Genomic DNA, 24,510 nt, shown 5'->3' on the forward strand with positions numbered 1-24,510 from the left:
CCCAGTGTGGCCGTTCACCCTCTCAGGTCGGCTACGCATCGTCGCCTTGGTAGGCCATTACCCTACCAACTAGCTAATGCGCCGTAGGCCCATCCCTTAGTGACAGATTGCTCCGTCTTTCATTGCTCCTTCATGCGATGAAGCAAATTATCCGGTATTAGCTAACGTTTCCGCTAGTTATCCCAGGCTGAGGGGCAGGTTGCCTACGTATTACTCACCCGTCCGCCGCTAGGTTGCTTCGGAAGCAAGCTTCCAAAACAACCCCGCTCGACTTGCATGTATTAGGCACGCCGCCAGCGTTCGTCCTGAGCCAGGATCAAACTCTCCAATAAAGTTGGATATCCCTCGCCCGAAGGCGATGACAATCCAGTTGGAATAAGCTGATTAAGCTCATTTTGAATCTGACGAGATCAGATTTGCATCTGACTCTATTATTTAGATTTCACTTCCGTGAAACCCGCTCACTCGTTGTTCAGTTTTCAAAGATCAAACCTTGTTTCGCACGCCGCTGTTGTTTCAGCAGCGACTCTTATAATATATCATATTCACCCGGTTTGAGTCAACAAGTTTTTTCGAAAACTTTTTTGGCTGTTTTTTAATGCCTGTATTAAGATTCTTAAAAACTCGATGCCTTGAAGGGGCGAGATTTAATTTAACACAGATCATCCATTGGAGTCAATCTCTATTTATATTTATTTTCCTGGAAATGAGTGACATCAGTATTTGCCCGCCAAATACCTGATCTCGCGGTCTTCGTCAATGCTTCCCTTCGGCTCTTTGATAATTTCCTTTGCCAGGGAGTGATGAACCAGCTTACGCAAAATCATCGGAATATCCTCCCGAACATGAGCCAGCTCGGATAATCCTCTGAGCTCCTGGATGCTCCAGGCTTCTTTGCGGCTTGATAGAATACGAAGCAGCACAGAGCAGCAGTCAGCCATTTTGGACATAATCGTAAACTCGCAGGCCAGCAGCACAAGCTGAATGCGCTGCTCCAACGTCTCCTTATTATCCGTCAGCTCATCAAACAGCTTATACACGACAGAATTCAGCGGGCGCACCTGTTCCCATACGCTGTTCTCCGGCAGCATTCCCTGTTCGATCAGCTCGATCCTTGCATAATGCTTTAAAGCCTGCAGGACATGATAGTAAGCATCGAGAAAATCAAGCTCCTGAGTATAACGCTTTGCCTCTATGTACATTTTAAGAAACTTGGCAAATTCAATGAATTTGCGCTGTTCCCTTATACCTGCCCCGAAATCAATGACTTCCTCGCGCAAACGGGCCAATTCTCCTTCAACATCCCAGATAATATCCCCATGTAAAAAACACTGTACAATTTCCCGGTTCTCACCGGTCATTACCCAGCGTTTCAAATCCTTGTTGCTAATATGAATCAATTGGTACTGCAAATCCCCATTCGTGCAGTGTTCAATTTCGATGCCCGCGTCATTCTGCCCCTCGCATACCGTAATGACAACCAGTTCGAAGTCATACGCGAGCGAGCTGTGAAATTCGCCGTTATTATGGCGATATCCGATAGCGCCTAGTGCTTGGCGGCCGACACTATCTTCATCAACCAATGAAAAAATAGTTGGTTCCACGATATCCCCCTACCTTGGCGTTCCCCCGCCAATTCGTTATAATATAGTTCTACGCTATATTTAAGTTTCCTGCTTTTCTGAAGAAGCGTTCTAAAAAAAATAATGAATTGAGGTTTGCTCAAATGTTCTTCAAATCAAGCAAAATCAATGAATTCAGACTATGGGGCCTCCTCTTGACCATGCTAGGGATGGGCTTAATGGTTCTCGGCACCGCAGGAATCGTCTTCTGGGGACAGTCAGGCAAAGTGATCGCCGGAATAGGACTCGTCATTGGACTCATTGCAATGCTGGGGAGCCTGGCCATTTATTTCATCGCAGGCATGCTGTCCACGTCTGCCGTTCAGCTGGAATGCCCAGAGTGCCATAAATTGACCAAAATGCTGGGGAAGACAGACCGCTGCATGTTCTGTAAAACCATGCTGACCTTGGATCCGGAACGGGCAAACATTACAGCCGAACAACTTGAGCAGCAAAAAGCCGCGTCGCAGACAGCCGAATCACAATAAAAAGTAAATAGCGATTATAGAGGCTTCAGCTCTGCGGAAGACTCACCAAACCCTATAATCCGCAACGAAATAATTCACAACGAAAAAGGCGGGACCTGCACAGGTCCCGCCTTCTTTATTCCCAAACTGCCTACTCGGCGATTTTGCTAAGCACGTCCCAGGCTTCGCTCGATGCAAAGCTCCGGTTCCACGTCGCGATGCCTCCAAGCTGAAGCGATTTCGCCATTTCTACCCGACGCGCCAAAGATTCCTTGTCCTCCAGCCAAATTCGGTGCAGGGCGCCGTTTTCACGGTATTCGACGTAGTTTTGGCCGGTTTTTTCCGATAGCTTCGGCTTGAGTGACTTTTCCTTAATGATCTCTTGAGCCTTCTTCATGCCAATGGCCTTCGATTTGACTTTCGTTTTCCCGTCTTCTTCTGTTTCTGTCCATACCCGCGTGTATAGCGGTATCCCCATGATCAACTTGCTTGGCGGCACATCGTCTTCCTCAATAATGCGCGTCATGGACGAGCGGGACCAAGGCAGCGACGCTACGGAGCCGGCTACCGGGCTTGCCGCCCAATGCTCATCATATGCCATCACGATCAAATAATCGCTCACTTCCGCCAGTGCCCTGCGATCAAGGAACGCCGACCACATCTCACTGTTCGACTTCGGAGTCACGTCAATGGACAACACCAGCCCCTGCTCCTGGGCGAGCGGCCAGAGCTCCCTCATAAACTGGGTCAAGTTGGCCCCATCCTTCGTATGAACATTCTCATAATCGATATTGATTCCGTCTAAATCATATAATTTAGCATAATGGAGCATTTGTACGATCGTGGTCATCCGGCGGTCAAACGTCGATAAGGACTCCGATGTAATCTCCGGTTCGAAGCTGTTGCTGAACAGCCCCCATACCTGCATGCCCCGCTCATGCGCCCACTTCACATATGCACGGTCCGCCTTGCTCTTTACATTTCCTTGCCCGTCAACCAGCGAGAACCAGGTAGGGCTCACTACATTGACGCCCGGCAGTTCCCCGATCGAGGAAGGTTTGGGCGCTACATTGTATACGGCCTCCCAGGTCAGATTAACAACCTTGGATTGCCATTTTTGCTTAGCTGGAGGCACCTCCTGCTGTTCCAGCGGCGGAATCGTCATTAGGCTATCCAGTGCAACATTCTTTTTTTTCACGTATCCCGCATAGCCGTTGTCCAGTTGGGCATAATACCAGTCATCCGCCTCATCCAAAATCCGCAGCTTCTCCCCCGGCTTCATCTCCGCCAATATCGGGGCATGAATACTGCTGTCCTGCCGCATAGCAACCGTGGCATCCTTACTGCGGCTGGACGTCTGGACATGAGCCATCTGAATCGTCTCCCCGGCCCTGTAGAGCAGAACGGCACCGGACGCGGCATCCTCATGCACCTCAATGCCATACAGCTCCTTCAGAAGATAAGCGGGCAGATATAATTCGCCTTCCTCCTCCACAGGGGCAAACAGCAATTGAACCGGCTTGTTGTTGATTTTTCCCTTCATATCGTCCGCCTTCATCCATACAAGCTTGCGCTGCGTGGTAAGAATAACCGATTTGCTCTCTTCCTCATATCTCACATGGGGATCAACCTCTGACTGAATGACGGAAAAAGGGAGCTTAAGCCCCTCACCGTTGTCCAGAGCGGGCAAGTCCATCACTTCGCCTGCAACAAATATCGGCTTCTCGAATTTCCCCTTCCATTCCGGAACCGCATGCTCCCGGCTTGGCAGAAGCTCCGATGCCGCCCAGTACGCACCGGCTGCAAGAAGCACAAGCACCATAAACCATTTCAACCGTCCCCCGCGCCTCCGCTTCGTACGAGCCGTTCTTCTTCTTTTCAATCCGCAGTACCTCCATCAATAAAAATAGTAAATTGCGATGCGGCAGCTTCATATTGGACTCCAAAAAATAAGAACGTGAAGAATTCACGAAGGAATCCGTCACGTTCTTCCAAACCCGCAGGTCAAATGATTATTGTTTCCGGCAATCGCCGCAAACCCCGTAAAGCTCCATTCGGTGACCATGCACCTGGAAGCCGGTCATCTCTTCGGCCTTTTGTTCCACATCCTCCAGCGAGGAGTATGTGAAGTCTTTGATTTTGCCACACTTCTCACATATCACATGATAATGATTCGAGACGTCCGCGTCAAAGCGGCTGGAGTTGTCCCCGTAAGTCAGCTCTCGAACCATGCCAGCTTCAATAAACATCTTCAAATTGTTATATACTGTTGCCACGCTCATATTCGGAAAACGGGGCGCTAGCGCACGATAGATTTCATCTGCCGTCGGATGGCCCATCGATTCCATAAGGAACGTTAAAATGGCATGACGCTGCGGCGTAATGCGGACCCCGTTGATTTTCAATTGGTCCAATGCATGCTGTACCCGCGTAGTCATTATGTCCACCGCCTTTAAGAGGTTGTTGCCAATCCCCTCTTCTGTCTTCTTACAACTTTATTGTACTTTTACAATAATTCGTTTGTCAACGAGAGCAGCCGGAAGGTATGAGGCCTGACAAGCCCCGTGGCAGCACGTTCATTGCCCGTTCACATATAAATTGCTGTTTCCCTCGATTTTTACCAAATGCTCCCCTGTACCCTGGACTCCATAAATTTCCTTGTTATCCACCTTAAAAGGTAAGTCCGTCTCAATATCGCCGTATCCGCTCGAGCCTTCCAGCGTGTAGTCGCCTTCCGCCGGAATGGTCAGCTTCATTTCCCCTACCGCGCTATAGACATTCCAGTCCCCCCCGATCAGCGGGGATTCAATCTCAATCCTGCCGTTCAAGGATTCGGCCTTTAACGCAGCGGGGACGCCCTTGATGGTGATGTTGCCGTTCTTTGTATTCGCATGGATATCGTCATCCACGTTCAGCAGCACGATATTGCCGACCAAGGTAGACATGGACACCTGTCCCGTAATCATGTTGCCGATCATGTTCCCCCCTTGGGTCTCTGCGCTGACATTGCCGAAGATCCGGTACATTTCCGCATCGCCATTCAGCGTTTTTGCCGTTACATCTCCATTGATGTCCCACAGCTTTAAATCTCCGTTGCCTGTCTGCAGCTTGATTTGCTTCAAAGCCCGGACGCCGCTCATCTTGATTTTACCGTTTGTGGTGCTTATATCGATATCCAAAAAGCGATTCTCCGGCAGGTATACCGTTATATTCATGCGCGGATGCCTTTTGCCGGAAACGCCGTACACCTTATCCTTTACATTCAGAGTTAGCGCCTTGCCCCCGGCTATCTGCAGCTCCGTATCCTCCGCCACAGACCGGGCTTCCTCGACCGGCAGCTGATCGACCCATACCGTGCTCTCCACGCGGACTCCTTCAATTTCCGCCCTTCTTACATCAATATTTCCATTAATGCCGTTAATGACGATTTGTTCAGTGCGCAGGTCGATGGGAATCTCCAGCGTATCTTTAGCCAGACTGTAGCCTTCCTCTGCGCTGAAATCCGTGCCGGCCGTCGTTAGATCCAGACTGACCCGGTTCCATAAATGCATATAGTGATCCTGCTGCGTGACTGCAAAGACCGAAAACGCCACAAACAGCGATAGCAGGAGACCTTTGATGTCAACGCGAAGCATGCGCAGCGGGTGAGCTGTTTTACGCCGATTCCACAGGAAAACATAAATCTGTTCAAGGCCGGCAACAACCAGCAGCATCGGCCACCAATTCAACAGGCGAAGCATCAAGCTGCTTCCCGAAGCGACGTCGGTCAGAAGGATAACTCCTGTGCCCATAAGAAGCAGTGAGGCGGTCATCCGGCCCGTTCTAAACAGGCGGCGCCGGCACTCTCGAACCATGAGTGCAGCGGCGCCTAGAATAAGCCCCGCCGCCACCGCATATCCCGCGCTTGCCTGAATGACAGCTGCGAGCCAAGGCGGCTTCTGATTCAGCAGGAAAATTACGCCGCCGCCCGTGATAAGCAGAAGACCGGAGAGCATCCCCCTCCAGACTTGCCCATGAGTTCCGACGGCCTGTTCCCTTGGGGCAATCCTCTCATTCCTTACTCGCGCATTAACTAGATCGGTAGATTGAAGCACGTCATAAATGCTATAAAAATAAATTGCAGGAATCAAAATACCTAGCAGAAACAAAAAGGGGATATTGATGGTCATTCGTACGGATGAGAAATAAATCATGGACGAAGCATCCAAGATCAAAAAATAACTGATGGCTATTCCCCGCCAGAACATTCGCAAATAAAGATGGCCTAGACCCGGAAACAAGGCCGAGAGCATGCAAGCTATGAATTTACGTTTAAATCGTCTGGGGCGGTAATGTCTGGCCTTTTTCCCGGCTCCCGACTTCTGATTATGCCGTGCTTGATCCGTTGCGGTCATTGGTTCCGGTGTCATATCCATCCTCCTCTTTTGATTAATCATAACCGATTTCGGCCTTGCTCGTAACTTGGAATTCCTGGCGAAGCAATTCTTCTAAGGGAGCATGCGCAGGGATACAGAAATTGTTCTGGCAAGCGGCAATTTCCCCCTGCGAGGAGACTTTACTTCAGGGCATGGGGAAATGCAAAGAAACTCTCCTATGAAGAGGAGAGTTTCAAGGGCTCTAGCCGGTATATCGTTAATTCAACGTTGGACATCGCCATTATCGTGCCTGCGGCTATGAAGCCCTGCTGCTCATACAACGAGACAGCCGGGGCATTCAGCGTGCCCGCCTTCACCTCGAGCAGCGATGTATCTGAATATTTCTCGATAACATAACGCAGCAATGACCGCCCTATACCCTGACGAAGATGCTGAGGATGCACCATAAGGCGCGTAATCTCGACTTCACCCTCCTTCTTCCGGGCAACCGCGACCGCACCGAGAACTTCCCCTTCCGGAGTAACTGTTCCATAGAAGGACTCAGAGCTGTTCGCCAAAGTCTCAAGAGTATCCGGAAGCGGGGGCAGATGCCTTACCCCTACCGCGTGCGCCTCAAGCCGGTACGCCGCATGCTGCAGGCTCCATATTTGTTCGACGATATCCGGATCCCGCAGCGATAGTGGCACGATCACACGCTCGCCCCCTTCTTCATAGATCCCATTTGAAATAGTTCAGCGGCGGCCGGAATAGAAGCTCTAGCCCTTCAGAACATCTACCAGCAGCTTGTTGACGAGCCCAGGATTAGCCTTGCCTTTACTGCGCTTCATCACCTGTCCTACGAGGAAGCCGATCGCCTTCTCCTTACCCGCCTTGTAGTCCTCGACAGAGGCCGGATTCTCGGCAATGACTTCATTGACGATAGCCAGAATCGCCCCTTCGTCGCTAATTTGGACGAGTCCCTGCTCCTCAACGATTTGCTGAGGCAGCTTGCCGCTCTGCAGCATTTCCTTGAACACCGTCTTGGCAATCTTGGAGCTGATCGTTCCTTTCTCAATCAGGCCGATCATTTCACCCAAGCCCTGGCCGGTCAGCTTCACATCGGACAACTCTAGGCTGTTGCTGTTCAAATACCCGAGCAGATCACCCATGATCCAGTTGGACACCGATTTGGCATCCTTCGTGAACTCCAGACTGCTCTCGAACAGATCGGCCAGCGCCTTGGATGAGGTAATGACTTCCGCATCATAACTAGGAAGCCCAAGCTGCTCCGTATAGCGGGCCTTGCGGGCATCCGGAAGCTCGGGAATGGATGCTCTGATCCGATCCTTCCAGGCTTGATCGATATGCAGCGTCACTAAGTCCGGATCCGGGAAATAGCGGTAATCATGCGCTTCTTCCTTGCCGCGCATCGAGAAGGTCTTGCCCTGGGCCTCATCCCAGCGCCGCGTCTCCTGAACGACCTCTCCGCCCTCATCCAAAATCTCGGCTTGACGGTATTGCTCATACTCCAAGCCGCGCAATACGCCGCGGAAGGAGTTCATGTTCTTAAGCTCGGCCCGGGTGCCCAGTTCCTTCTGCCCCACGGGACGAAGACTGATGTTCGCATCGCAGCGCATCGAGCCCTCTTCCATTTTCACATCGGACACGTCGCAGTACTGCATGATCGCGCGCAGCTTCTCCAAATAAGCCCGCGCCTCCTCCGGTGAAGAAATCTCCGGCTCGGATACGATCTCTACCAGCGGAGTACCCACGCGGTTGAAGTCGACGAGCGAAGCATACCCCCCATCGATATGGGTGAGCTTGCCCGCATCCTCTTCCAAATGAAGACGGGTAATGCCGATGCGCTTCGTCTTCCCGTCAACTTCGATGTCGATATAACCGTTCTGCCCGATCGGCTGGTCAAATTGGGAAATCTGATAAGCCTTCGGGGAGTCGGGATAGAAATAGTTCTTCCGGTCGAATTTGCTGACATCTGCAATTTCGCAGTTGAGAGCCATGGCGGCCTTCATCGCGTAATCCACGGCCTGGCGGTTAAGCACAGGCAGCACGCCGGGATGCCCGAGGCATACCGGGCAGGTATGACTGTTGGGCGGAGCGCCGAATTCCGTGGAGCAGCCGCAGAAAATTTTGGATTTCGTATGCAGCTCCACGTGCACTTCCAGCCCGATTACCGTTTCATATTTGGATGTTGACATATTGATCCTCCTGAACACTTTAGTGAAACCATCCTGCTTCTCTTACAACGCCGGGCGCCGCTTGTGATGGTCGGTATTGGACTCAAAAGCATGAGCAAGCCGCAATATCGTGCTCTCATCAAACGCTTTGCCGATCATTTGCAGCCCGATCGGAAGCCCGTCCGCAAATCCGCAAGGGATGCTAAGGGCCGGCACTCCTGCAAGACTAACTGGAATTGTCAATATATCATTCAAGTACATCGTCAGCGGATCATCCACTTGGGAGCCTAACGAGAAGGCAGTCGTCGGCGTCGTCGGCCCGACGATGACATCATATTTCTCGAACGTCTGATCAAAATCTTGCTTAATTAAGGTGCGTACCTTCTGGGCTTTCAAATAATATGCGTCATAGTATCCGGAGCTAAGAGCGTACGTACCGAGCATAATGCGGCGCTTGACCTCTGGACCGAAGCCTTGGCTGCGGGATTCATGGTAAAGATCGATCAGGCTGCCCGCATGATCAGCGCGCACCCCATACCGTACGCCGTCAAAGCGCGACAGGTTCGAGGATGCCTCCGAGGAAGCCAGCAAATAATACGCGGCGACCGCATACTCGGTATGCGGAAGCGATACCTCTTCCCATACAGCTCCCAGGCTCTCCAATAGACGCAATGCCTCCATCACGGAAGCCTTGATCTGCGGATCAACGCCTTCGAGGTATTCCTTCGGCACGGCGATGCGAAGCCCGGCAATATCACCAGTCAAAGCGCTGGCATAATTCGGGATTTCCACCTGCGCCGACGTGGAATCCTTCGGATCATAGCCTGCGATGGCCTGCAGCAGAAAAGCCGCATCCTCCACGTTCTTCGTAATCGGCCCGATTTGGTCAAGCGATGAGGCAAAGGCGACCAAGCCGTATCTCGATACAAGGCCGTAGGTCGGCTTCAGGCCAACCACGCCGCAATACGAGGCCGGCTGGCGGATCGAGCCGCCGGTATCCGAGCCTAAAGCAAAATAAGCTTCGCCCGCAGCCACGGCAGCAGCTGAACCGCCGCTGGAGCCGCCCGGTACCCGATTCAAATCCCAAGGATTGCGTACCGGATGGAAGCTAGAATTCTCATTGGAGCCGCCCATCGCGAACTCGTCCATATTCAATTTGCCGACCAGAACGGAATCCGCCTGCTTCAGCTTGGTGATGACCGTGCCGTCATAAATCGGATCGTAGTTGGACAGGAACTGGCTTGCACAGGTCGTGAGCAATCCCTCCGTCACCATATTGTCCTTCACTCCGATCGGCAGCCCGAACAGAAGACCAAGATCCTCTCCGCGGGCCAGCTTGTCGTCAAGCCGCGCCGCTTCCGCTCGCGCACCATCCTCGTTCAATGTCAAATAAGCGCCGATCCGTTCATCTCTTTCCCCGATCTTGGCAAAGGCTTCATTCACCAGATCGATAACCGATAACTCCTTGCTGCGGAGCTGGCTATGTATATCCTGTAAACGTAAATCAAAAAGCGTCACAACCGCTTCCTCCTTCCGAAATTGGGCAGCTCGTCCACTGGACAGCCATTGGTTGGCAGCATCTTCAAGGATGCATGCACTCCAGACCTGCACTGCATCGTGCGGCCAGGCATATTGCCGGAGCTCAAGTCAGCTCCGGTTACTCCAGGACGGCAGGCACCTTGAATTGCCCATCCTCTTCCTCAGGCGCATTGCGGAATACCTTCTCCTGCGCCAGGCTTTCCTGCACGATATCCTCGCGCATGACATTGCTGAGGCGAAGCACATGCGTCGTCGGCTCTACATCCTCCGTATCGAGTTCATTCAGCTTCTCAGCATATTGTAAAATAGCGTTCAATTGCTCTGTGAACATATCCCGCTCTTCATCCGTCAAATTCAAACGGGCCAGCTTGGCCACATGTTCAACATCTTTAGTCTCGATGCTCATTCCAAATCCTCCTCGTAACCTTCCCTGTCGGGACTGGTTTGTCCATTCTAACATGACCGCATAGATGATTAAAATTATATTGTAGATTATCCCACAATTCAATCCATTAGCGCGAAGCATGGAATAAATGCCAGGCCGCGGGCGTCAAGCCTAACCGAACTCAAAAAAGGCCGGCATCGCCGACCTTTTTCCCTAGATCCAAGCTCGCAAATTCACCTGCTTGATGAATTCCGCCTGAGACATAACTTCCTTTGTTGGTTCTTCTTGCTCCTCCGCGTGAGGATCTTCTCCATTGATAACCTGGTGGAACAGCTTCTCATTGTAAGTAGCCAGTGCATAGTCAATCAATGCTTCCTGGGTGGTGCGCTCTACTTCCTGCTCAATCAGCCGTTCTTCGGATTCCACATCCTGCGATGGGACAAAATAATTCCGCCCAGTCTTTGGAGACCGAACAACATAATCAAACACATTGTCCGGATTACGGTCATAAGCAATGATATAGCCATATTCCCCAACAGGAAGATTCTGCTCAAAAGCATCGCCGACGATAACAACCTTCTCTCCCAATTGCAGCATCGTCTACCTCCCTGATTATTACTGTCAGTTATTCTACTATCCTACTAAAAATACGCGAGATTGGTCAAGCGTTTCAGGGATTTATTCAACTTGCGCAGCAAAATGCGGGTGTCGGCCTATTCGCCCCTGAGATCAGGTATAGCTTGCCGGCGAAGTCCCCATATGGCCATGCCTACACATACAAGGCATAGACACACGGTCGATACAGCAGGAAAATATACCGGCTCCGCGAGCGCGTCCGCGATGGCCGCATTGGCCAGCGGAAGCAGCCGGGCCGGGCTCCAGGCAAACCAGGAAGGCGCCAGGCTGTGCCCCAGCGACAGCCCGCCGATCAACAGAAGCGAAGCCACGGCGGCAACACTGCCGCGCAGCAGGGTACTAAACAGCAAGGTCAAGGAAACGGCAAACGCCAGCCAAAGCATGTACAGCCCCCCGGCCATCAAGCCTGGCCGCCAGGGCACGGGACCGAGCAGAAGCACGGTATAGTACCAGGCAGCTGCATAACTTACCGTGAAGGAGAGGAGCAATAGCGTCATTTGACCCGCCCACTTTGCGGAAATGAAGGAGGCCGAGCTTACGGGACGAACGAGCACTAAAGCTGCCGTTCCTCCGTAGCGCTCGCCAGCTACGATCTGCATTCCGGCAATGACCAGAATCATTACGCCGATCGTACTGTACTGTCCAAGCACGCCTCCCATCACCTCGGCAGGACCCGGAATCGGAAATCCTGCAAGCATCTCCTCCGGAACGCTGCCTGAGGCGGCTAATATTTCCGGCAAATAATATGAAGTTACCGGCTGCATGACCACGAGCAGCAGGAATACGACCGGAACCCAGAGCAGCTGGTAGCTGCGAGCCATGCCAAGCATTTCCTTGCGATATATAAGCCATGCTTGTCTCATGCTGTCACCACCTTCATAAACATCTCTTCAAGCGAGGTCACCCCTGCCTGAAAGCTGATCAAAGGGATTTGCCGCGAAGAGACCTCATCCAATATGAGCCGTCTTGCTTCTTCTATATGATCGACGGTGAGGAGCGCGATGCTGCCCTGAATCCGCGCTTCCTGGACAAAAGGACGCGCCCCCAGCGACTCCAGCCATTCGCTAGCCGCCAATTGCCGATCCACCTCAATAGTAAGCAGCGGGCGCCGATATTTATCCGCAAGCGATTGCAGCTCGCCGTTCTCCACGATTTCCCCGTCCCGCATCATCATGATTCGGTCGCAGACCTCCTCGGCGTCCGGCAGCACATGGGTTGAAAATAATATCGTCGTCTCCGTACGAAGCTGCTGCAGCAAATTCATAACCTCGCGCCGTCCGATCGGATCCAGTGCCGATACCGGCTCATCGAGCAGCAGCAGCTGCGGCTGATGGACCAATGCCTGCGCCAGGCCAAGCCGCTGCTTCATTCCTCCGGAGTATCCGGCGATGCGCCGTTTGGCCGCCTCAGCCAAGCCAACCCGCTCCAGCACAGTACGCGTCCGCTCCCGGGCCTCTTTACGGCCCATTCCGCTTAATCCTGCCGCATATAATACGAATTCCTCCCCGGTCATCCAGCCATAGAACGCGGGATGCTGCGGCAAATATCCGATCAGCGAGCGATAGTCCCCGCTGGAATGCTGCCGTCCCTGAACAGTAATCCGTCCCGCGGACGGCGCGATCAGCCCGGCAAGCATCCGCATCGTCGTGGTCTTCCCCGCTCCGTTCGGACCTAGCAGTGCGGTGCAGCTCCCGCGTTCCAGCCCGAAGGAAATTCCTTTGACCGGGGTGCCCGAGCCGAATCGTTTCGTTAATTGATCGACAGACAGAAATGACATTTTAGTTCTCTTTCCTTCCGAGTATAAAATAAACGATGCTTCCCGCAATATTTCCAAAAATAATGACCAGTGCCCAAATCCATTTAGCCCCTGTCACCGATTCCGCCCGGGCCAGCGAAACAAGCGCGGTAAGCATCAGAATAAACTGCAGGACAATAATGGGGGCAAGCAAGCCCCAATTCACGTTGATGTCCACTTTCTCATTCCTCCGTTCTTTTGGCCTTGCGATAATCGGCCCACACGACAACAAGCAAATATACGAGCAGCGGGCTGGGGAAATTGATAACCCCCCACAGACCCCAGAACCAGGCATTTCTCCCTCGCTTGCGGGCATCTATAAACATCCATGTGCCTTGAACCAGCAGAAGCACCGCAAGGAGCACAAATACCCACCATGGCGGCAGCGTCTCTGACTCAGGTGTGAATGTCAAATTCATTCTGCTCTCCCCCTTCTCGCTGGACGTACCGCCGCGGCTACAGCTACGGCTACAGCCGCGACAACTCCAAGCCCTTGCAGCATTGCGTACATAACCGGAGTTGCCAGCGCGAACAGGAAACCTCCGCTAATCATCAGCAGGGCGACCAGGCAGAACAGCAGGACCTCCCATCTCTTCATCCTGGCCATCATGCGCCAGCGCTCTTTCACGGCCAGCTCCCAGGCTTCGGCCGAAGGCCCGTTCTTCTCGGGAACGACGCGATCCAAGGTCCTTAGATCCTTTAGAAGTTCATGTATTAGCTCGTCCTCCGGCTCCCTGTCTTGTCCATTATGATTCATGAGAATTCAACTCCTTTCGCAATTCACGCAGTCCATATGCGACTCGGGACTTTGCCGTGCCGGCAGGAATATTCAGCATGCTTCCGATTTCATCGTAGCTGTATCCGTAATAATGCTTCAGCAGGATGGCTATGCGGTGCTCGGGAGACAGCTTCGAGAGCAGCTCAAGCAAATCGCTCCACTCCTCCTGATTCGCTTCAAAATGCCATTTCAACCGGCTGGCGTTCCCGTCCTGCATCAGCCAATGCCTCTCTCTTTTCCTGCGCCGGGTTATATCGATAAACAACCGCGTTGCGATCGTTATGAGCCAGGAGGAAAAAGCGGAGGTTCCGTCATATCTTTGTATATTTTCCATGCATTTCAGCATCGTGTCCTGAGTTAAATCCTCGGCCGTTTTGGGCTCCATCGTCACCTTCACCAAATATTTGTAGACATAAGAATAATGAAGTTGCATCAATGAAGCGAGAGCGGCGGCATCGCCTTGTCTAGCTAGCTTGATCCATTCCTTCTCCTGCGGCATCCCGTCACCCCTTTTTGTCCACAGCACCTATAATACGCCCAAGCAGCCCAAATCGTTCAACGACGATTTACAAAAAGCGGGCAAATTCAAAAAAAAGCTGAATGAAGGGGTATACACCACTCATTCAGCTCATCCGAACATGCCTATCTATACAGCTCTTTCCGTATTTGCATCAGTTTATAATGCCACGGCTGGTTAATCCGCCCCGAAGCGATGGCAACCTGGCGCCATGCCCGGAAAGTATCGGAAGCCGAAGCCTCCGCAACCACCATACATTCCTGCTTCTTGCCCAAGTAACACCCAAAGCCCACATCCGTAAAATAGGATATGCTGCGCTTCACCTTTCCCGCTCCTTCCTGATCCTGCCGTGCGGCCCGTCTATCCCCGCCAGCCTTCGATAGTCCGAAAAAAGACAAAAAAAGAACGCAAACCGGGACTGATTCCGCAGCTTGCGTGCTTCGCAAAGGTTACAAACATTTAATTAATATACATCCTAGCAAAGGAATGTAGTTTTGTCTAGTATTTTTGTACTTTTTGTAGCAAATTCTCACTAAATTGCGTTTCCTGCTTAGGAAACGTACGGATTATTCGTTTTTTCGAAGCCGATCGTCGTTTTCGGCCCATGGCCCGGATATACCGTAACTTCGTCCGGCAGACGGTACAGCTTGCCGCGAATGGAGTTATAGAGATCCGCCTCCCGCCCTCCCGGCAAGTCCGTGCGTCCCACGCTGATCCGAAACAACACGTCTCCCGAGAAAAGGTCGTTTCCGCAAAGAAAGCTGACGCTCCCTGGGGAATGGCCCGGAGTATGGTAGACGGCAAACTCGTGGCCGATCAGCTTCAGCTTCTGCCCCTCGGCAAGCTCATACTCTGCCGGACTGCTCTCGATAGGCGGCGATACTTCCGACCAGCGCAGGGATCCGTTAAGGCCGGGCGTTGTCAGCCAGTCGCTTTCAAGGGAATGCAAATATACCGGGCATTGCTTCAAGCGGCGAATCTCATCCACTCCGCCAATATGATCAAAATGGGCATGCGTCAGCAGAATCGCTTCGATTTCAAGCCCTTCGATCCGGCGGATCAGCGGAGCCGGATTCATTCCCGGATCGATGATGATGGCTTTGCCCTCATCCTCCCCTCGAATCAAATAAGCATTGGTCTGCAGTGGTCCTAATGAAAATGTCTCAATCTTCAGCATGTTAAAATTTTGAGAGCAGCGCGCGAAGCTCGGTTACGACCTTGCCGTTGACTCCCGCTCCTTCCTCGTATTGCTGGGCCATTTGCTGTCGGACTACAGCGATCTTCTCTTCGTAACCAGGCGCTTCGCGGTCCGGGTTCTCCTGCTTGAACCGGATCATGAACTCCTGCACGTCTGCCGGTCTGGGCCCCCAGTGGCCAAGAACTTGTCCGTCTGTATTCACCACGATTACAATCGGAACGGCGCGGCCGCCCATAGTCAGGAAATGATCCATCACATCCTGATGCTGCTCTACAATGAGGACCTCCGTTACCACGCCTGCCGCCTCAAGCGCCCGGAAAATGACTGGAACGCTGCGAATCACGTCGCCGCACCAGTCTGCCGCAAGGACCAACACCCGCAAATCATTCCGGGACCGCAAGCCTTCGAAAAATTGGCGATCCTCCTCGCTCACCCAATGAAAGCCGTCATAGCCGGTCTGGAAGGCTTCTTTATTTCGCTGCATTCCTTCCATGAACTGCTTCGGCGAAATCCCTTTACCCCATTTATCTTTTAAATTTACACTCATTTCAAGCCTCTCCTTTCTTTTTCGATCCATACCATTTTACGAGGACATACCCGATCAGCAGCGCGAGGGCAACGAGCAGAATCGGGATGATGTAAGGTCCGGCTGTCTCATCGATCGTCTGCCACTGCTCCCCCAGCATCTTCCCTAAATAGACAAACAGCACCGACCAGGGGATAATGGCCAGCGTGGTCAGCCATAGGAACTTGCTAACAGGCATCTTGGCCATCCCCGCCGGAATGGAAATAGCATGCCTCACTACCGGAATGAAGCGAGCCGTAAAAATAACCCCTGATCCATATTTCAAAAACCAGGCCTCGGATAAATCGATATGCTTTTTCTGAATCAGAATGTACTTGCCGTACCGCTCCAAAATCGGCCGTCCGCCGTAGCGCCCGATCCAATACACGAACAGTTGGGCGATTACGCCGCCGATCACGCCGAATATCACCGCTCCAATGAAGCTGATGCGCTCCGTGTACACGAGATATCCCCCGTAAGCGAGCACGATTTCACTTGGGATGACCTCGATCATTAGCCCCAGCATAATACCGATATACCCCAGCTGCTGTATCCATTCAAACAATGCCCCGATTACATTTGACAACCATTCCAATACTAGTCCTCTCCTCAAAGTCTTCTTACTTCCAATCTATTCTATCATAGCCTCAGACATGCCTTCTAGTTGGAGAGCATGCAGCAACGGCTGGCGGCTGTGCCAGTGTCCAGTCTGAATCGGGGCGCATATGCTGTTACAAAAGGAGGCGATCATTCTGAACAAGATGCACGGCAAGCATCAAGCCGCCCTCCCGACGCCGCGCAAAATCCGCCGAGGGTGCAGCAAGGAATTGTACCGGACGATCAAACGGCTCGGAGTATACATTCCCGAGGATCTGCTCAGGGAAGGTGAGGCCTTGTACTATAAAAAAGTGATTGCCAACCTCCTCTGGATCGGCGAGAACAGCAGCAACCGGAAGGTGCTTGCGGACTGGTGGGACGAGGAGGTTGGACCCGAGCTCGCCGAGCTGTGGGGCCTTGACACCGAGGCGCTATGCAAGGCGTTCCGGGCGGCCTTCGGCGGCTAGCGATAACCGGGAGAGTAGCGGTGCACATACTCTCCCAGCTCGCGCCCGCGGTCCTTCGCCTCCGCCGTTACGCTGAAGCGCCGGTCATTGCGCCGATCCGGTGCAGCTGCCAACCGCCTGGCAAGCTTCTCGTAACGGACGTAGAGCTTGTAACCAGACCGGGCGGCGGCTAAAGCCTCCTCGGGCCGCTGGCTCCGCTGCAGCTGGCTGACGAGGGAGGCGAACCCGCCCAACGCCTCCGTCTGTCTTCTCCAGCTGTAGGGATCAAGCTCCACGGCCTGTTCCCAGGCAGCAGCAGCCTCCAGCGGCCGCGAGCCGGACAGCGCCCGCCCCAAGGCGGCCCATAGATCGGGATTGGCCCGGTCATAAGCGAGCCCCGGCTGCAGTACAGCAGCCTGCTCGTCAGCAGCGGACAAGCCGGCGAGATGCAGACGGGCCGAGGAGCGGGCGGGATACATCGCGAGCGACTGCTGCAGCAAGGCCGTGGCCTGCTCAGGCCTGCCCGAGGCGGATGCGGCCAGCGCCTGCTGCTCCTGTGCCAGGCTTGCGGCCTGCCGGGCTCCGGCTAAGCCCACGAGCATAAGCAGCCCGGCAGAGAGCAGAAGGAAGCTGCGGAACAGCGGCCGCGCAGACGCCGTTCGAACGGTTGGCGCGGCGGATGCCGGATGACGGGCATAGCCGGAGGCGGCCATCCAAATGACGAGCAGCCATGTCAGACCGTAGCTCATATCGAAATCGGCCGCGCTGTGGAGCAGCAGCACAAGGAAGGACGGCAGCATCCGGCTGCGCGTATACACCAAGGCAGCGCCGATCCCCACGAGCCAGAGCAGCAGGACGGCCAGCCCGGCCAGGCCGAGATCCAGGCCGATGTTCAAATAACCGCTGTGAACTTCCGCCCCGACGTAAGGCAAGCTCTGAATACTCCGGAACATCGCCCCCCAGGTTTTTCCCCCTTGGCCGACCCATGGCGAGCTGAGAAACAGGCTCCACCCGTCGTAATACATAAGCGCGCGGGCAGAAAGGGTTGCTAGCGGACTTGCCCGTTCAAGCAAGCCTTGGCTCGGCAGTGTGCCAAGAAGGCCTGCCCCTAGCAGGATGATAGTGGCGGCGACAAGGCGGCGCTGTCCTTGTCCTAGCTTCAGCTTCAGCTCAAGTCTTTGTTTTTGTTTTTGCTTTTTTCCAGCTCTTTGTCGTTGCTTTGCTCTATCTCCTGCTCTTTCACTTTGATCTTCACTATGCCTTAGCCCTTGTTCATCCTCTTGTTTATTAGGCTTCCCATGCTGCAGCTCTTGATGATGCTCTCCGTACCCTCGCTCTTGTCCACATCCACGCCCCTTTCTTTGTTCTTGCTCTTGTGCCTGACCCGTCCAGGTGGCCATGTTTACGGCAATCATGGCCGCCGCTGCGGCGACGGCAAGCCAGAGCAGCCCGGGAAGTAACGGCGGCGCAAGCGATGAGGCGGATAGCTGGCCTGCGGCAGCCCAGCCGCAGAGAAGCAGCGCTCCGCCTTGCCGCGCATAGCGGAAGCGGTCGACGGCCCGAAGCCGGTACAGCCCTACAGCCCACGCAGCGGCGGTCGACAGGCAGGCTCCTCTAGACTCTGTCAGCAGCAGGCATAGAATATAAAAAAAGGCGCTGCCTGCCGCGATATATCCTCTCCAGCCGTTCCTGCGGGTGAAATCGGCCCTCTCCATCCGGGCCAGAAGCATTAAGCGCTCCAGAAGAAACATGCCCATTACCGCTCCGAAGGTATTCGGATACTGCAGCGTCCCGCCAAGCCGAGCGCCGCTGGCAGATACCTCAGCCTGATCCGTGCGAAGAACGGCCTCGGGAAACGGAATCAGCCCATATACCGAGGCCAAGGCCGCTCCCACAAGCAGCAGCCCAAGGAAGCTCCAACCGATACGGAGAGCTGTCCTGCCCTTTGCACCGCTTATGGCAAAGCAGACCAACAGTCCAAAGCAGCCGCAGAAGCTCCAGCGGAGGACGGCCTCCCCAGTCGCCTGCACAGACAAAGGGCCGGCTAGCAGATGGACGGCATACAGCATGGCGATAAAGAACGGGCTGCCGAGCAGCAGCCAACGGATAAGCTGCCCCGCCTTGCTGCCGCAGCCGGCGGCTGGAAGGCTCATATCCCGGATCATCCCCCGGCCCGGCCCTCGTCCCGCCATCGCTCCTCCCGCCAGCAGGATGGCTGTCAGCAAAATCCCTGCTGACATCAGCACCAATACGGCCAGGTCGTCAGTAAAATACAGCCCCCGGCTCAAAGCAGCGATGCCCCCTGCCCCCATGCAGGCGATGGCGGCCAGCACTGCCGTTATTCCTTCTCTTCCCTCTTCTTCTCTCACCCCATTTGCGATCATCCCGCTTTCCTTCTTTACCTTGCCGATCTACGACTTCTGCTGCGATATCGCAGTACAGTACTGTGCAGCCGCCCGTTCAATCCAGCTCTTTCGCAGCGAGATTTTATCTAAAGCACGCAAAAAGGCCAACACTTCAAGTGTTGACCTTCCCTTGCCGCTTCAAACTATGAACAGCGATCGTTGCGCTGTATAACGGGACTTAGCTGCTGGGCAGCAAATCCCGGCAGGCCCTTTCCAGATAAGGATCGGCATGCAAGAAATCTCGGAAAGCGGCGTATTCCTGCCACAGCCGATCCTTATCAGCGGCAGACGACTTAACGGCTCGAATCAGTATGTTCTTGGGCGTATGCTCCATATCGATGAACTCGAGCAGCTGCGTCTTGTAGCCGAGCAGATCCAGCAGCTTGGCGCGCAGGGCATCCGTCGCCAATGCCGAGAAGCGCTCCTTCAGGATGCCGTGCGACAGCAGCGGCTCAAGCACGGGGCTGTGTACTTGATTGAACAGTTCATGCTGGCAGCAAGGCACGGACAGAATAACCGATGCGCCCCAGCGCACCGCCTTCTCCAGCGCGGCATCCGTGGCCGTATCGCAAGCGTGCAGGGTGACGACCATGTCCACTTGGCTCAGCTCATCGTAATCCGCAATATCACCGACAAGGAATCGCAATTGATCATATCGCAAATTCCGCGCGAGCGTTCCGCAATGCTCGATGACGTCCGCCTTCAAATCAAGCCCTACGATGTTCAGCTCCCGGTGCTGCTGCACGGACAAATAATGATACAGCGCGAACGTCAAATAGGATTTTCCGCAGCCGAAATCGACGATAGTGAGCGGACGATCCTCCGGAAGATGAGGGATCACGTCCTCCACCATTTCCAGGAAACGATTGATTTGCCGAAATTTATCGTACTTCTTGGCGAATACCTTCCCGTCCGGGTTCATGATGCCCAGCTCCACCAGGAACGGCACCGGTGTGCCCTCCTCCAAAATGTACCGCTTCTGCCGATTATGCGTCAGCGGGCCGGGCTTCTTGGAAGGGGACTTCTTCAAGATGGATACCTTGTATTTCTTGCTGATCAACACCTGATAGTCGGCTTGGACGGTACAAAACAGCCCCTGCCGGAAGGTATCCTCGAACAGCTTCATCATCTTCTCTTCAAGCAGCGAAGCCGCAACATTCTCGTGCTTAACCTTATTTGCATAATGATAAGCCAGCTGATAGTGAAGGCTCTTCTTCAATTCAACAGGTTTAATGACCACTTTTGTATAGCCGGCATCTCCCGCCTTGCGGCGCTGACTGAGTGTAGCGGAAATCAGGGTGCCTTCTTCCGCCAGCTGATGGACAAGATTCCGCAAAGACTCCATAGTTTAGACAACTCTCTTTCGCTTCTCAAAATAATTGTTTCTCAGGTCGCTAATTAAGCCATTTTACAAGCGATGGCGCAGTTCGGCAAGCCCTTCCTGCACCTCGGCTGCGGATAGCCCGCCCTCCACCAGCCGTTGCGGATCCAATTCAGCCAGCCGTTCGTAGAACGCGATGCCTTCATGCACATCCATTGCCTGCTGATCCATCAGACGATACAAAGCATTTTCGGCCAGATCATACCTTCCCATCTCCTCCGCAAAATCGAATACCAGCCTTTCTGTATCCGGGTTCAAGGAATAGCCCTTGAGCTTGGACATAAGACCGAATATCTCTTCATCCAGCTGCCACAGAGATGGATCCGCACCATGCTGCCTGGCCGTGAGAAATAAATGGAGAGCCTTCTGCTGCCTCATCCGGCCTTCATCCGTCTTGCCGCTGTCCAGGAATATATCCCCTTCCTCCCGAAGCAGCCGGGCCAAGGTCTGCAATTTATCTGCCTCAACGAAGCCTCCGCTGCGGAATAACTCGGTAATATCCTTGGGCGACAGCGATCCAAGCAGCAGGGAGCTAAGGCGGAACTGGGTTTGGTACAGCTCTTCAAGCTCCCGCAGCGCATCGGGATGCTTCTTCTGCTGCTTCAAGCCAAAAATCACTCCCAGCGCTTCCGTAATTTCTTCGATGATTCGGACAAGGTAATCTTTTCGGAACATGCGCAAGGCCTCCTTCCCTTCTAAATGGCTAATATTTTATATGATTTTGGCTGCCATTTCCAGCTGGCCCCGCGCTTCTGCAAAATTCCTTGCCATTCGCCAGCCCCGGGGCCTTTTGTTTTATGAAAAGAGCGCCATATTGAAATTTCCGCCAGCTTGGCCGCAATTGCTATAACCACAGCCTAAAACTCCCTACGCCAAAAAACCGGAGTCTGCAGAAGACGTCCGGTCGTTATTGATGAAGCTGTAAAAACCATTGATTCGCATTTAGCTCATTATATAGCCAGCATGTAGCTCATTCGTTCTCTTCATGGATGTGGCGCAAGAAGTCGCTGATGACGGCTGCCAGCTGTTCAGGAGCCTCGTACATGCTCATATGACCCGCGCCTTTAATCACAGCCTTGGTCACATTGCTGCCCTCCGCTGTAAACGTCCGCTCGAGCGGAATAAGCCTGTCATCCTCTCCTGCCACCAGCAGGACAGGCAGCGTCGTAGCGGACAGGACGTCCCTGCGGTCGATCCGCTCACGCATTGCGAGGGCTGCGCCGGAGGCTCCTTGCGGGGGCGTCTTGTAGCCGATTTCTTTCGCGCGATCCAGTGCTGCTTCATGCGAAGCCGCATTCGCCGGAGCAAACAGCCCGGGCACAAGGCCGTCAACGAACGGCGTTATTCCCTCGGTGCCGATCACCGACACGGCCTGCAGCCTTTTCTCCTTGGCTTCCTCGCTATCCGGATAGGCCGTTGAATGGATCAGACCGAATCCGTTCAAGCGTCCCGCATAACGCTGCGCCAGCGAAAGCGTAACGTACCCGCCCATGGAGTGGCCAAGCAGCGTATATCGTTCGACCGACAATTGCTCCAGCAGGCCGGCTACATCATCCGCCATTTGCTCTATCGTATAAGCACCTAGCGGCGCATCAGACAAACCATGTCCCCGCAGATCAGGAGCGATAACGCGATATTGCTTGGACAGCAGCGGCATCACCTGCTCCCAATAAGCCGAACTGCCGCAGAAGCCGTGCAGAAGCACGAGTACATCTCCCTCACCCTGTGACTCGTATGCGATCGTTGTCCCGCTTATCGTTAGCTTTTCCATGTTCATCCTTCTTTCTTGTCTATGTATTGAATATATATAATTAAGCCAATATCATTCATCTGAAACGCCTCTGCCGATAATTTGAACTTGCCGGCAGTTTATTGGCCACCGGCGCCGAACCCTTCGACCGCCGCACGGACGATTTCATCCGCCATCTGCATGACCTGATACAATGAAGTCATCCCTAGCGTCCAATAAGGCTTCGGTCCGTTGACGTTCACGACGGCAGCAATGCTGTAGTGGCCGGCTTCCGGCAATCCACCGCCTACCGATTGGGCTGGAAGCAGCGGCTTCCCCGATACGATGTAACAGCCCACCGAAGCGGGAACGCCGAGGCAGGCATCAATCGCGACAATAACATGATCCTTGGGAATTGCATTCATCCGATGCACTAAATTATCGGCATCGCAGGGGTGGCGCAGCGAACCTACGACCGAAGGAAAACCCAGCTCCTCCAGGCGGGTGCCGACGAGCGGGCCAAGCGCATCCCCGGTGGAACGATCCGTCCCGATGCACAGAAAAGTAACCCTGTCCAGCGGATGCTTCCTACGAATGCTGTGCATGAACTCCGGCAGCTCCTCGCCTGTCAGCTTCCTCCGGTTAAAGGCAGAATCATTGTGAAGCCCTTGACCCTTTAACTTCATCCTCATCCCCCCCATATTCGATTGTATTTCGATTGTACCTTAACCTTCACTTCATCGCAAAGCGTAGAACCCGATGAGCGGTCATGATACAATACAATGAGGCCTTAACGAGCACATAAAAGAGAGGATGAACGGTCATGGCGGATTTAACGCAAAAAACCCAGGAGAACGTGGAATATATGATCGAAGCGATTAAAGCGAAATTGAGGATGGCGACCGGTGCGGCCATGTCGGCTTCCGCCTTTCATGTGGACCGCTACGACGACATTCTGGAGGTATACGAAATCGTCATGAGCAAGGAAAGATTGAGCATCTCGGAAGTGGAGGCGCTCGCCAAGGAGCTCGGACAGCTTAGAAGCAACTAACCTCCTCCCTGCAACTCCTAATATCTTGACGGCCCCCAAGCCAAGACAGGGCAAGAGTCCAATTCCCGCTTCAGCACGCAGCTGATGGCAGGATATTGGACTCTTTGCTCGTTTACGGCAGATCGATCAAAATGAATTCGGCCGCCTCTTCGCTGCCGATGCTTCGAATGGTCAGCCCCTCGGCATTTCGTACTCTGGCTGCGTCACCCGGCCGCAGCGAGAATTTTTGTCTGCCGCAGTACAGGCCAATATGGCCGGAGAGCATAAATACATGCGTTCGGCGTTCGCCGCGGGAAGGGATGGTCAGTTCCTCGCCTGTAGGCAGTATAGGAATGAACAGTTGAACATCCTGATTGATCCGCAGGCAGTCTCCCCGAGCCTGCTCAGCCGCAACGGGCTTCAGAAGCCCTTCGCGCTCCTGCCGCGGGAACCGTCGGCTAGCCCAAGCAGGCTGCAAATTTCTCTCCGCTGGAAGGAACCACATTTGGATAAAGCGGACAGGCTCCGTCGGCGAGGGATTGCTCTCGGAATGGCGGATGCCTGCGCCGGCGCTCATCACCTGTACGCTCCCTGCCGTCAGATCCTGCGTGTTTCCGAGATCATCCTTATGCCGCAGTGTGCCCGACACCACATAAGTAACAATCTCGAGGTCATGATGCGGATGAGAGGCCAGCCCCTGACCGGGCTGAACAACGTTGTCATTTAATGCAAGCAAACAACCGAAATGAGCATTGCTTGGATCGTCATAGTCGGAAAAGGAGAAGCTGAATTCGCTATGGATAGCCCCCTTGATCGAAGTATGACGCTCCTCAGCGGTGACCACTTTGATCATCGTTATCCTCCTCGCTC

General features: G+C 53.7%; 29 protein-coding genes and 1 rRNA gene. 3 read left to right on the top strand and 27 right to left on the bottom strand.

Translation table 11 applies throughout. The features are described from left to right. Positions 1 to 332, bottom strand: a 16S ribosomal RNA gene (locus BN2762_RS00985); the annotation flags it as partial. A gap of 384 nt (positions 333 to 716) precedes the next feature. Beyond that, positions 717 to 1,604, bottom strand: coding sequence for a nucleotidyltransferase-like protein (locus BN2762_RS00990; protein ID WP_055105203.1), 888 nt, complete (start codon positions 1,602 to 1,604; stop codon positions 717 to 719). A 122-nt stretch (positions 1,605 to 1,726) separates the two neighbouring features. Between BN2762_RS00990 and BN2762_RS00995 the strand changes: the two genes are divergently transcribed. Beyond that, positions 1,727 to 2,110 carry a DUF2614 family zinc ribbon-containing protein gene (locus BN2762_RS00995; RefSeq protein WP_055105204.1) on the top strand — a complete coding sequence of 128 codons (384 nt, stop codon included), beginning with the start codon at positions 1,727 to 1,729 and terminating at the stop codon, positions 2,108 to 2,110. Between the two features lie 130 nt (positions 2,111 to 2,240). Here BN2762_RS00995 and BN2762_RS01000 read toward each other — a convergent pair whose 3' ends face one another. The 18 genes from BN2762_RS01000 to BN2762_RS01085 form a co-directional block, all read right to left on the bottom strand. Next, positions 2,241 to 3,911 carry a glycosyl hydrolase family 18 protein gene (locus BN2762_RS01000; RefSeq protein ID WP_055105347.1) on the bottom strand — a complete coding sequence of 557 codons (1,671 nt, stop codon included), beginning with the start codon at positions 3,909 to 3,911 and terminating at the stop codon, positions 2,241 to 2,243. A 190-nt stretch (positions 3,912 to 4,101) separates the two neighbouring features. After that, the gene (locus BN2762_RS01005) at positions 4,102 to 4,527 is read right to left on the bottom strand and encodes a Fur family transcriptional regulator (protein ID WP_055105205.1); all 426 of its coding nucleotides are present in this window, start codon (positions 4,525 to 4,527) and stop codon (positions 4,102 to 4,104) included. A gap of 138 nt (positions 4,528 to 4,665) precedes the next feature. Continuing rightward, complete coding sequence (locus tag BN2762_RS01010) at positions 4,666 to 6,498, bottom strand: DUF4097 family beta strand repeat-containing protein (RefSeq protein ID WP_230202394.1); 1,833 nt, start codon at positions 6,496 to 6,498, stop codon at positions 4,666 to 4,668. 182 nt (positions 6,499 to 6,680) lie between these two features. Further along, positions 6,681 to 7,157, bottom strand: a complete 477-nt coding sequence (locus BN2762_RS01015; protein WP_055105206.1) for a GNAT family N-acetyltransferase — start codon at positions 7,155 to 7,157, stop codon at positions 6,681 to 6,683. 63 nt (positions 7,158 to 7,220) lie between these two features. Then, positions 7,221 to 8,660 (bottom strand): Asp-tRNA(Asn)/Glu-tRNA(Gln) amidotransferase subunit GatB, encoded by a 1,440-nt coding sequence (gene gatB, locus BN2762_RS01020; protein WP_055105207.1) that lies wholly within the window; start codon positions 8,658 to 8,660, stop codon positions 7,221 to 7,223. 42 nt (positions 8,661 to 8,702) lie between these two features. After that, positions 8,703 to 10,157: an Asp-tRNA(Asn)/Glu-tRNA(Gln) amidotransferase subunit GatA gene (gatA, locus tag BN2762_RS01025; RefSeq protein ID WP_055105208.1), complete on the bottom strand. Its 1,455-nt coding sequence runs from the start codon at positions 10,155 to 10,157 to the stop codon at positions 8,703 to 8,705. A gap of 139 nt (positions 10,158 to 10,296) precedes the next feature. After that, positions 10,297 to 10,584, bottom strand: a complete 288-nt coding sequence (gene gatC / locus BN2762_RS01030) for an Asp-tRNA(Asn)/Glu-tRNA(Gln) amidotransferase subunit GatC (RefSeq protein ID WP_055105209.1) — start codon at positions 10,582 to 10,584, stop codon at positions 10,297 to 10,299. Positions 10,585 to 10,776: 192 nt separating this feature from the next. Continuing rightward, positions 10,777 to 11,160 (bottom strand): hypothetical protein, encoded by a 384-nt coding sequence (locus BN2762_RS01035; protein ID WP_055105210.1) that lies wholly within the window; start codon positions 11,158 to 11,160, stop codon positions 10,777 to 10,779. 116 nt (positions 11,161 to 11,276) lie between these two features. Continuing rightward, complete coding sequence (locus BN2762_RS01040) at positions 11,277 to 12,062, bottom strand: ABC transporter permease (RefSeq protein WP_074048542.1); 786 nt, start codon at positions 12,060 to 12,062, stop codon at positions 11,277 to 11,279. Beyond that, the gene (locus tag BN2762_RS01045) at positions 12,059 to 12,976 is read right to left on the bottom strand and encodes an ABC transporter ATP-binding protein (protein ID WP_055105211.1); all 918 of its coding nucleotides are present in this window, start codon (positions 12,974 to 12,976) and stop codon (positions 12,059 to 12,061) included. The genes BN2762_RS01040 and BN2762_RS01045 overlap by 4 nt, the downstream gene beginning before the upstream one ends. 1 nt (position 12,977) lies before the next feature. Beyond that, positions 12,978 to 13,172 (bottom strand): PLD nuclease N-terminal domain-containing protein, encoded by a 195-nt coding sequence (locus tag BN2762_RS01050; RefSeq protein WP_316246751.1) that lies wholly within the window; start codon positions 13,170 to 13,172, stop codon positions 12,978 to 12,980. A gap of 4 nt (positions 13,173 to 13,176) precedes the next feature. Continuing rightward, complete coding sequence (locus BN2762_RS01055) at positions 13,177 to 13,413, bottom strand: hypothetical protein (RefSeq protein WP_055105212.1); 237 nt, start codon at positions 13,411 to 13,413, stop codon at positions 13,177 to 13,179. Then, positions 13,410 to 13,751, bottom strand: a complete 342-nt coding sequence (locus tag BN2762_RS01060; protein WP_055105213.1) for a DUF5345 family protein — start codon at positions 13,749 to 13,751, stop codon at positions 13,410 to 13,412. The genes BN2762_RS01055 and BN2762_RS01060 overlap by 4 nt, the downstream gene beginning before the upstream one ends. Further along, positions 13,741 to 14,271, bottom strand: a complete 531-nt coding sequence (sigY, locus tag BN2762_RS01065; RefSeq protein ID WP_055105214.1) for an RNA polymerase sigma factor SigY — start codon at positions 14,269 to 14,271, stop codon at positions 13,741 to 13,743. The genes BN2762_RS01060 and sigY overlap by 11 nt, the downstream gene beginning before the upstream one ends. Before the next feature lie 143 nt (positions 14,272 to 14,414). After that, a complete protein-coding gene (locus BN2762_RS26695; RefSeq protein ID WP_222861004.1) occupies positions 14,415 to 14,687 on the bottom strand; it encodes a hypothetical protein in 273 nt (90 codons plus the stop codon). Positions 14,688 to 14,839: 152 nt separating this feature from the next. Further along, positions 14,840 to 15,466, bottom strand: a complete 627-nt coding sequence (locus BN2762_RS01075; protein ID WP_055105216.1) for an MBL fold metallo-hydrolase — start codon at positions 15,464 to 15,466, stop codon at positions 14,840 to 14,842. 1 nt (position 15,467) lies between these two features. Further along, complete coding sequence (locus tag BN2762_RS01080; RefSeq protein WP_055105217.1) at positions 15,468 to 16,034, bottom strand: thioredoxin family protein; 567 nt, start codon at positions 16,032 to 16,034, stop codon at positions 15,468 to 15,470. A 1-nt stretch (position 16,035) separates the two neighbouring features. Continuing rightward, positions 16,036 to 16,647: an undecaprenyl phosphate transporter UptA gene (locus tag BN2762_RS01085; protein WP_055105218.1), complete on the bottom strand. Its 612-nt coding sequence runs from the start codon at positions 16,645 to 16,647 to the stop codon at positions 16,036 to 16,038. Positions 16,648 to 16,777: 130 nt separating this feature from the next. Here BN2762_RS01085 and BN2762_RS01090 point away from each other — a divergent pair, with 130 nt between their 5' ends. Beyond that, the gene (locus BN2762_RS01090; protein ID WP_230202395.1) at positions 16,778 to 17,116 is read left to right on the top strand and encodes a dehydrogenase; all 339 of its coding nucleotides are present in this window, start codon (positions 16,778 to 16,780) and stop codon (positions 17,114 to 17,116) included. On the opposite strand, the gene BN2762_RS01095 is transcribed toward BN2762_RS01090, so the two are convergent. The 6 genes from BN2762_RS01095 to yyaC all read right to left on the bottom strand — a co-directional run bounded on the left by BN2762_RS01095 (position 17,113) and on the right by yyaC (position 23,296). After that, entirely contained in the window at positions 17,113 to 19,479 is a 2,367-nt protein-coding gene (locus BN2762_RS01095) for an O-antigen ligase family protein (RefSeq protein WP_055105219.1), read from the bottom strand. The genes BN2762_RS01090 and BN2762_RS01095 overlap by 4 nt on opposite strands. A 199-nt stretch (positions 19,480 to 19,678) precedes the next feature. Then, positions 19,679 to 20,845, bottom strand: a complete 1,167-nt coding sequence (locus tag BN2762_RS01100) for a class I SAM-dependent methyltransferase (RefSeq protein WP_055105220.1) — start codon at positions 20,843 to 20,845, stop codon at positions 19,679 to 19,681. A 63-nt stretch (positions 20,846 to 20,908) separates the two neighbouring features. After that, positions 20,909 to 21,556: a DUF6483 family protein gene (locus BN2762_RS01105; RefSeq protein ID WP_055105221.1), complete on the bottom strand. Its 648-nt coding sequence runs from the start codon at positions 21,554 to 21,556 to the stop codon at positions 20,909 to 20,911. Positions 21,557 to 21,576: 20 nt separating this feature from the next. Next, entirely contained in the window at positions 21,577 to 21,735 is a 159-nt protein-coding gene (locus BN2762_RS26700; protein WP_154674759.1) for a hypothetical protein, read from the bottom strand. A 116-nt stretch (positions 21,736 to 21,851) separates the two neighbouring features. Continuing rightward, positions 21,852 to 22,652 carry an alpha/beta fold hydrolase gene (locus tag BN2762_RS01110; RefSeq protein ID WP_055105222.1) on the bottom strand — a complete coding sequence of 267 codons (801 nt, stop codon included), beginning with the start codon at positions 22,650 to 22,652 and terminating at the stop codon, positions 21,852 to 21,854. 98 nt (positions 22,653 to 22,750) lie between these two features. Next, positions 22,751 to 23,296: a spore protease YyaC gene (gene yyaC / locus BN2762_RS01115; protein WP_055105223.1), complete on the bottom strand. Its 546-nt coding sequence runs from the start codon at positions 23,294 to 23,296 to the stop codon at positions 22,751 to 22,753. Positions 23,297 to 23,433: 137 nt separating this feature from the next. Between yyaC and BN2762_RS01120 the strand changes: the two genes are divergently transcribed. Next, positions 23,434 to 23,661, top strand: a complete 228-nt coding sequence (locus BN2762_RS01120; RefSeq protein WP_055105224.1) for a DUF1128 domain-containing protein — start codon at positions 23,434 to 23,436, stop codon at positions 23,659 to 23,661. 112 nt (positions 23,662 to 23,773) lie between these two features. Here BN2762_RS01120 and BN2762_RS01125 read toward each other — a convergent pair whose 3' ends face one another. Next, on the bottom strand, positions 23,774 to 24,493 hold the full coding sequence (locus BN2762_RS01125; protein WP_055105225.1) for a pirin family protein: 720 nt from the start codon (positions 24,491 to 24,493) through the stop codon (positions 23,774 to 23,776). Between the last annotated feature and the right edge of the window lie 17 nt (positions 24,494 to 24,510).

Source organism: Paenibacillus ihumii (genome assembly GCF_001403875.1).
In the GTDB taxonomy this organism is placed as follows: Bacteria; Bacillota; Bacilli; order Paenibacillales; family Paenibacillaceae; genus Fontibacillus; species Fontibacillus ihumii.

Bases quoted from the DNA above. Each gene is read 5' to 3' on its own strand.
- BN2762_RS00995 (WP_055105204.1), top strand. From the start codon at position 1,727: ATGTTCTTCAAATCAAGCAAAATCAATGAATTCAGACTATGGGGCCTC.
- BN2762_RS01000 (WP_055105347.1), bottom strand. From the start codon at position 3,911: ATGGTGCTTGTGCTTCTTGCAGCCGGTGCGTACTGGGCGGCATCGGAG.
- BN2762_RS01005 (WP_055105205.1), bottom strand. From the start codon at position 4,527: ATGACTACGCGGGTACAGCATGCATTGGACCAATTGAAAATCAACGGG.
- BN2762_RS01010 (WP_230202394.1), bottom strand. From the start codon at position 6,498: ATGACACCGGAACCAATGACCGCAACGGATCAAGCACGGCATAATCAG.
- gatB (WP_055105207.1), bottom strand. From the start codon at position 8,660: ATGTCAACATCCAAATATGAAACGGTAATCGGGCTGGAAGTGCACGTG.
- gatC (WP_055105209.1), bottom strand. From the start codon at position 10,584: ATGAGCATCGAGACTAAAGATGTTGAACATGTGGCCAAGCTGGCCCGT.
- BN2762_RS01035 (WP_055105210.1), bottom strand. From the start codon at position 11,160: ATGCTGCAATTGGGAGAGAAGGTTGTTATCGTCGGCGATGCTTTTGAG.
- BN2762_RS01040 (WP_074048542.1), bottom strand. From the start codon at position 12,062: ATGAGACAAGCATGGCTTATATATCGCAAGGAAATGCTTGGCATGGCT.
- BN2762_RS01045 (WP_055105211.1), bottom strand. From the start codon at position 12,976: ATGTCATTTCTGTCTGTCGATCAATTAACGAAACGATTCGGCTCGGGC.
- BN2762_RS01055 (WP_055105212.1), bottom strand. From the start codon at position 13,413: ATGAATTTGACATTCACACCTGAGTCAGAGACGCTGCCGCCATGGTGG.
- BN2762_RS01060 (WP_055105213.1), bottom strand. From the start codon at position 13,751: ATGAATCATAATGGACAAGACAGGGAGCCGGAGGACGAGCTAATACAT.
- sigY (WP_055105214.1), bottom strand. From the start codon at position 14,271: ATGCCGCAGGAGAAGGAATGGATCAAGCTAGCTAGACAAGGCGATGCC.
- BN2762_RS01075 (WP_055105216.1), bottom strand. From the start codon at position 15,466: ATGCTGAAGATTGAGACATTTTCATTAGGACCACTGCAGACCAATGCT.
- BN2762_RS01080 (WP_055105217.1), bottom strand. From the start codon at position 16,034: ATGAGTGTAAATTTAAAAGATAAATGGGGTAAAGGGATTTCGCCGAAG.
- BN2762_RS01090 (WP_230202395.1), top strand. From the start codon at position 16,778: ATGCTGTTACAAAAGGAGGCGATCATTCTGAACAAGATGCACGGCAAG.
- BN2762_RS01095 (WP_055105219.1), bottom strand. From the start codon at position 19,479: ATGATCGCAAATGGGGTGAGAGAAGAAGAGGGAAGAGAAGGAATAACG.
- BN2762_RS01100 (WP_055105220.1), bottom strand. From the start codon at position 20,845: ATGGAGTCTTTGCGGAATCTTGTCCATCAGCTGGCGGAAGAAGGCACC.
- BN2762_RS01105 (WP_055105221.1), bottom strand. From the start codon at position 21,556: ATGTTCCGAAAAGATTACCTTGTCCGAATCATCGAAGAAATTACGGAA.
- BN2762_RS01110 (WP_055105222.1), bottom strand. From the start codon at position 22,652: ATGGAAAAGCTAACGATAAGCGGGACAACGATCGCATACGAGTCACAG.
- yyaC (WP_055105223.1), bottom strand. From the start codon at position 23,296: ATGAAGTTAAAGGGTCAAGGGCTTCACAATGATTCTGCCTTTAACCGG.
- BN2762_RS01120 (WP_055105224.1), top strand. From the start codon at position 23,434: ATGGCGGATTTAACGCAAAAAACCCAGGAGAACGTGGAATATATGATC.
- BN2762_RS01125 (WP_055105225.1), bottom strand. From the start codon at position 24,493: ATGATCAAAGTGGTCACCGCTGAGGAGCGTCATACTTCGATCAAGGGG.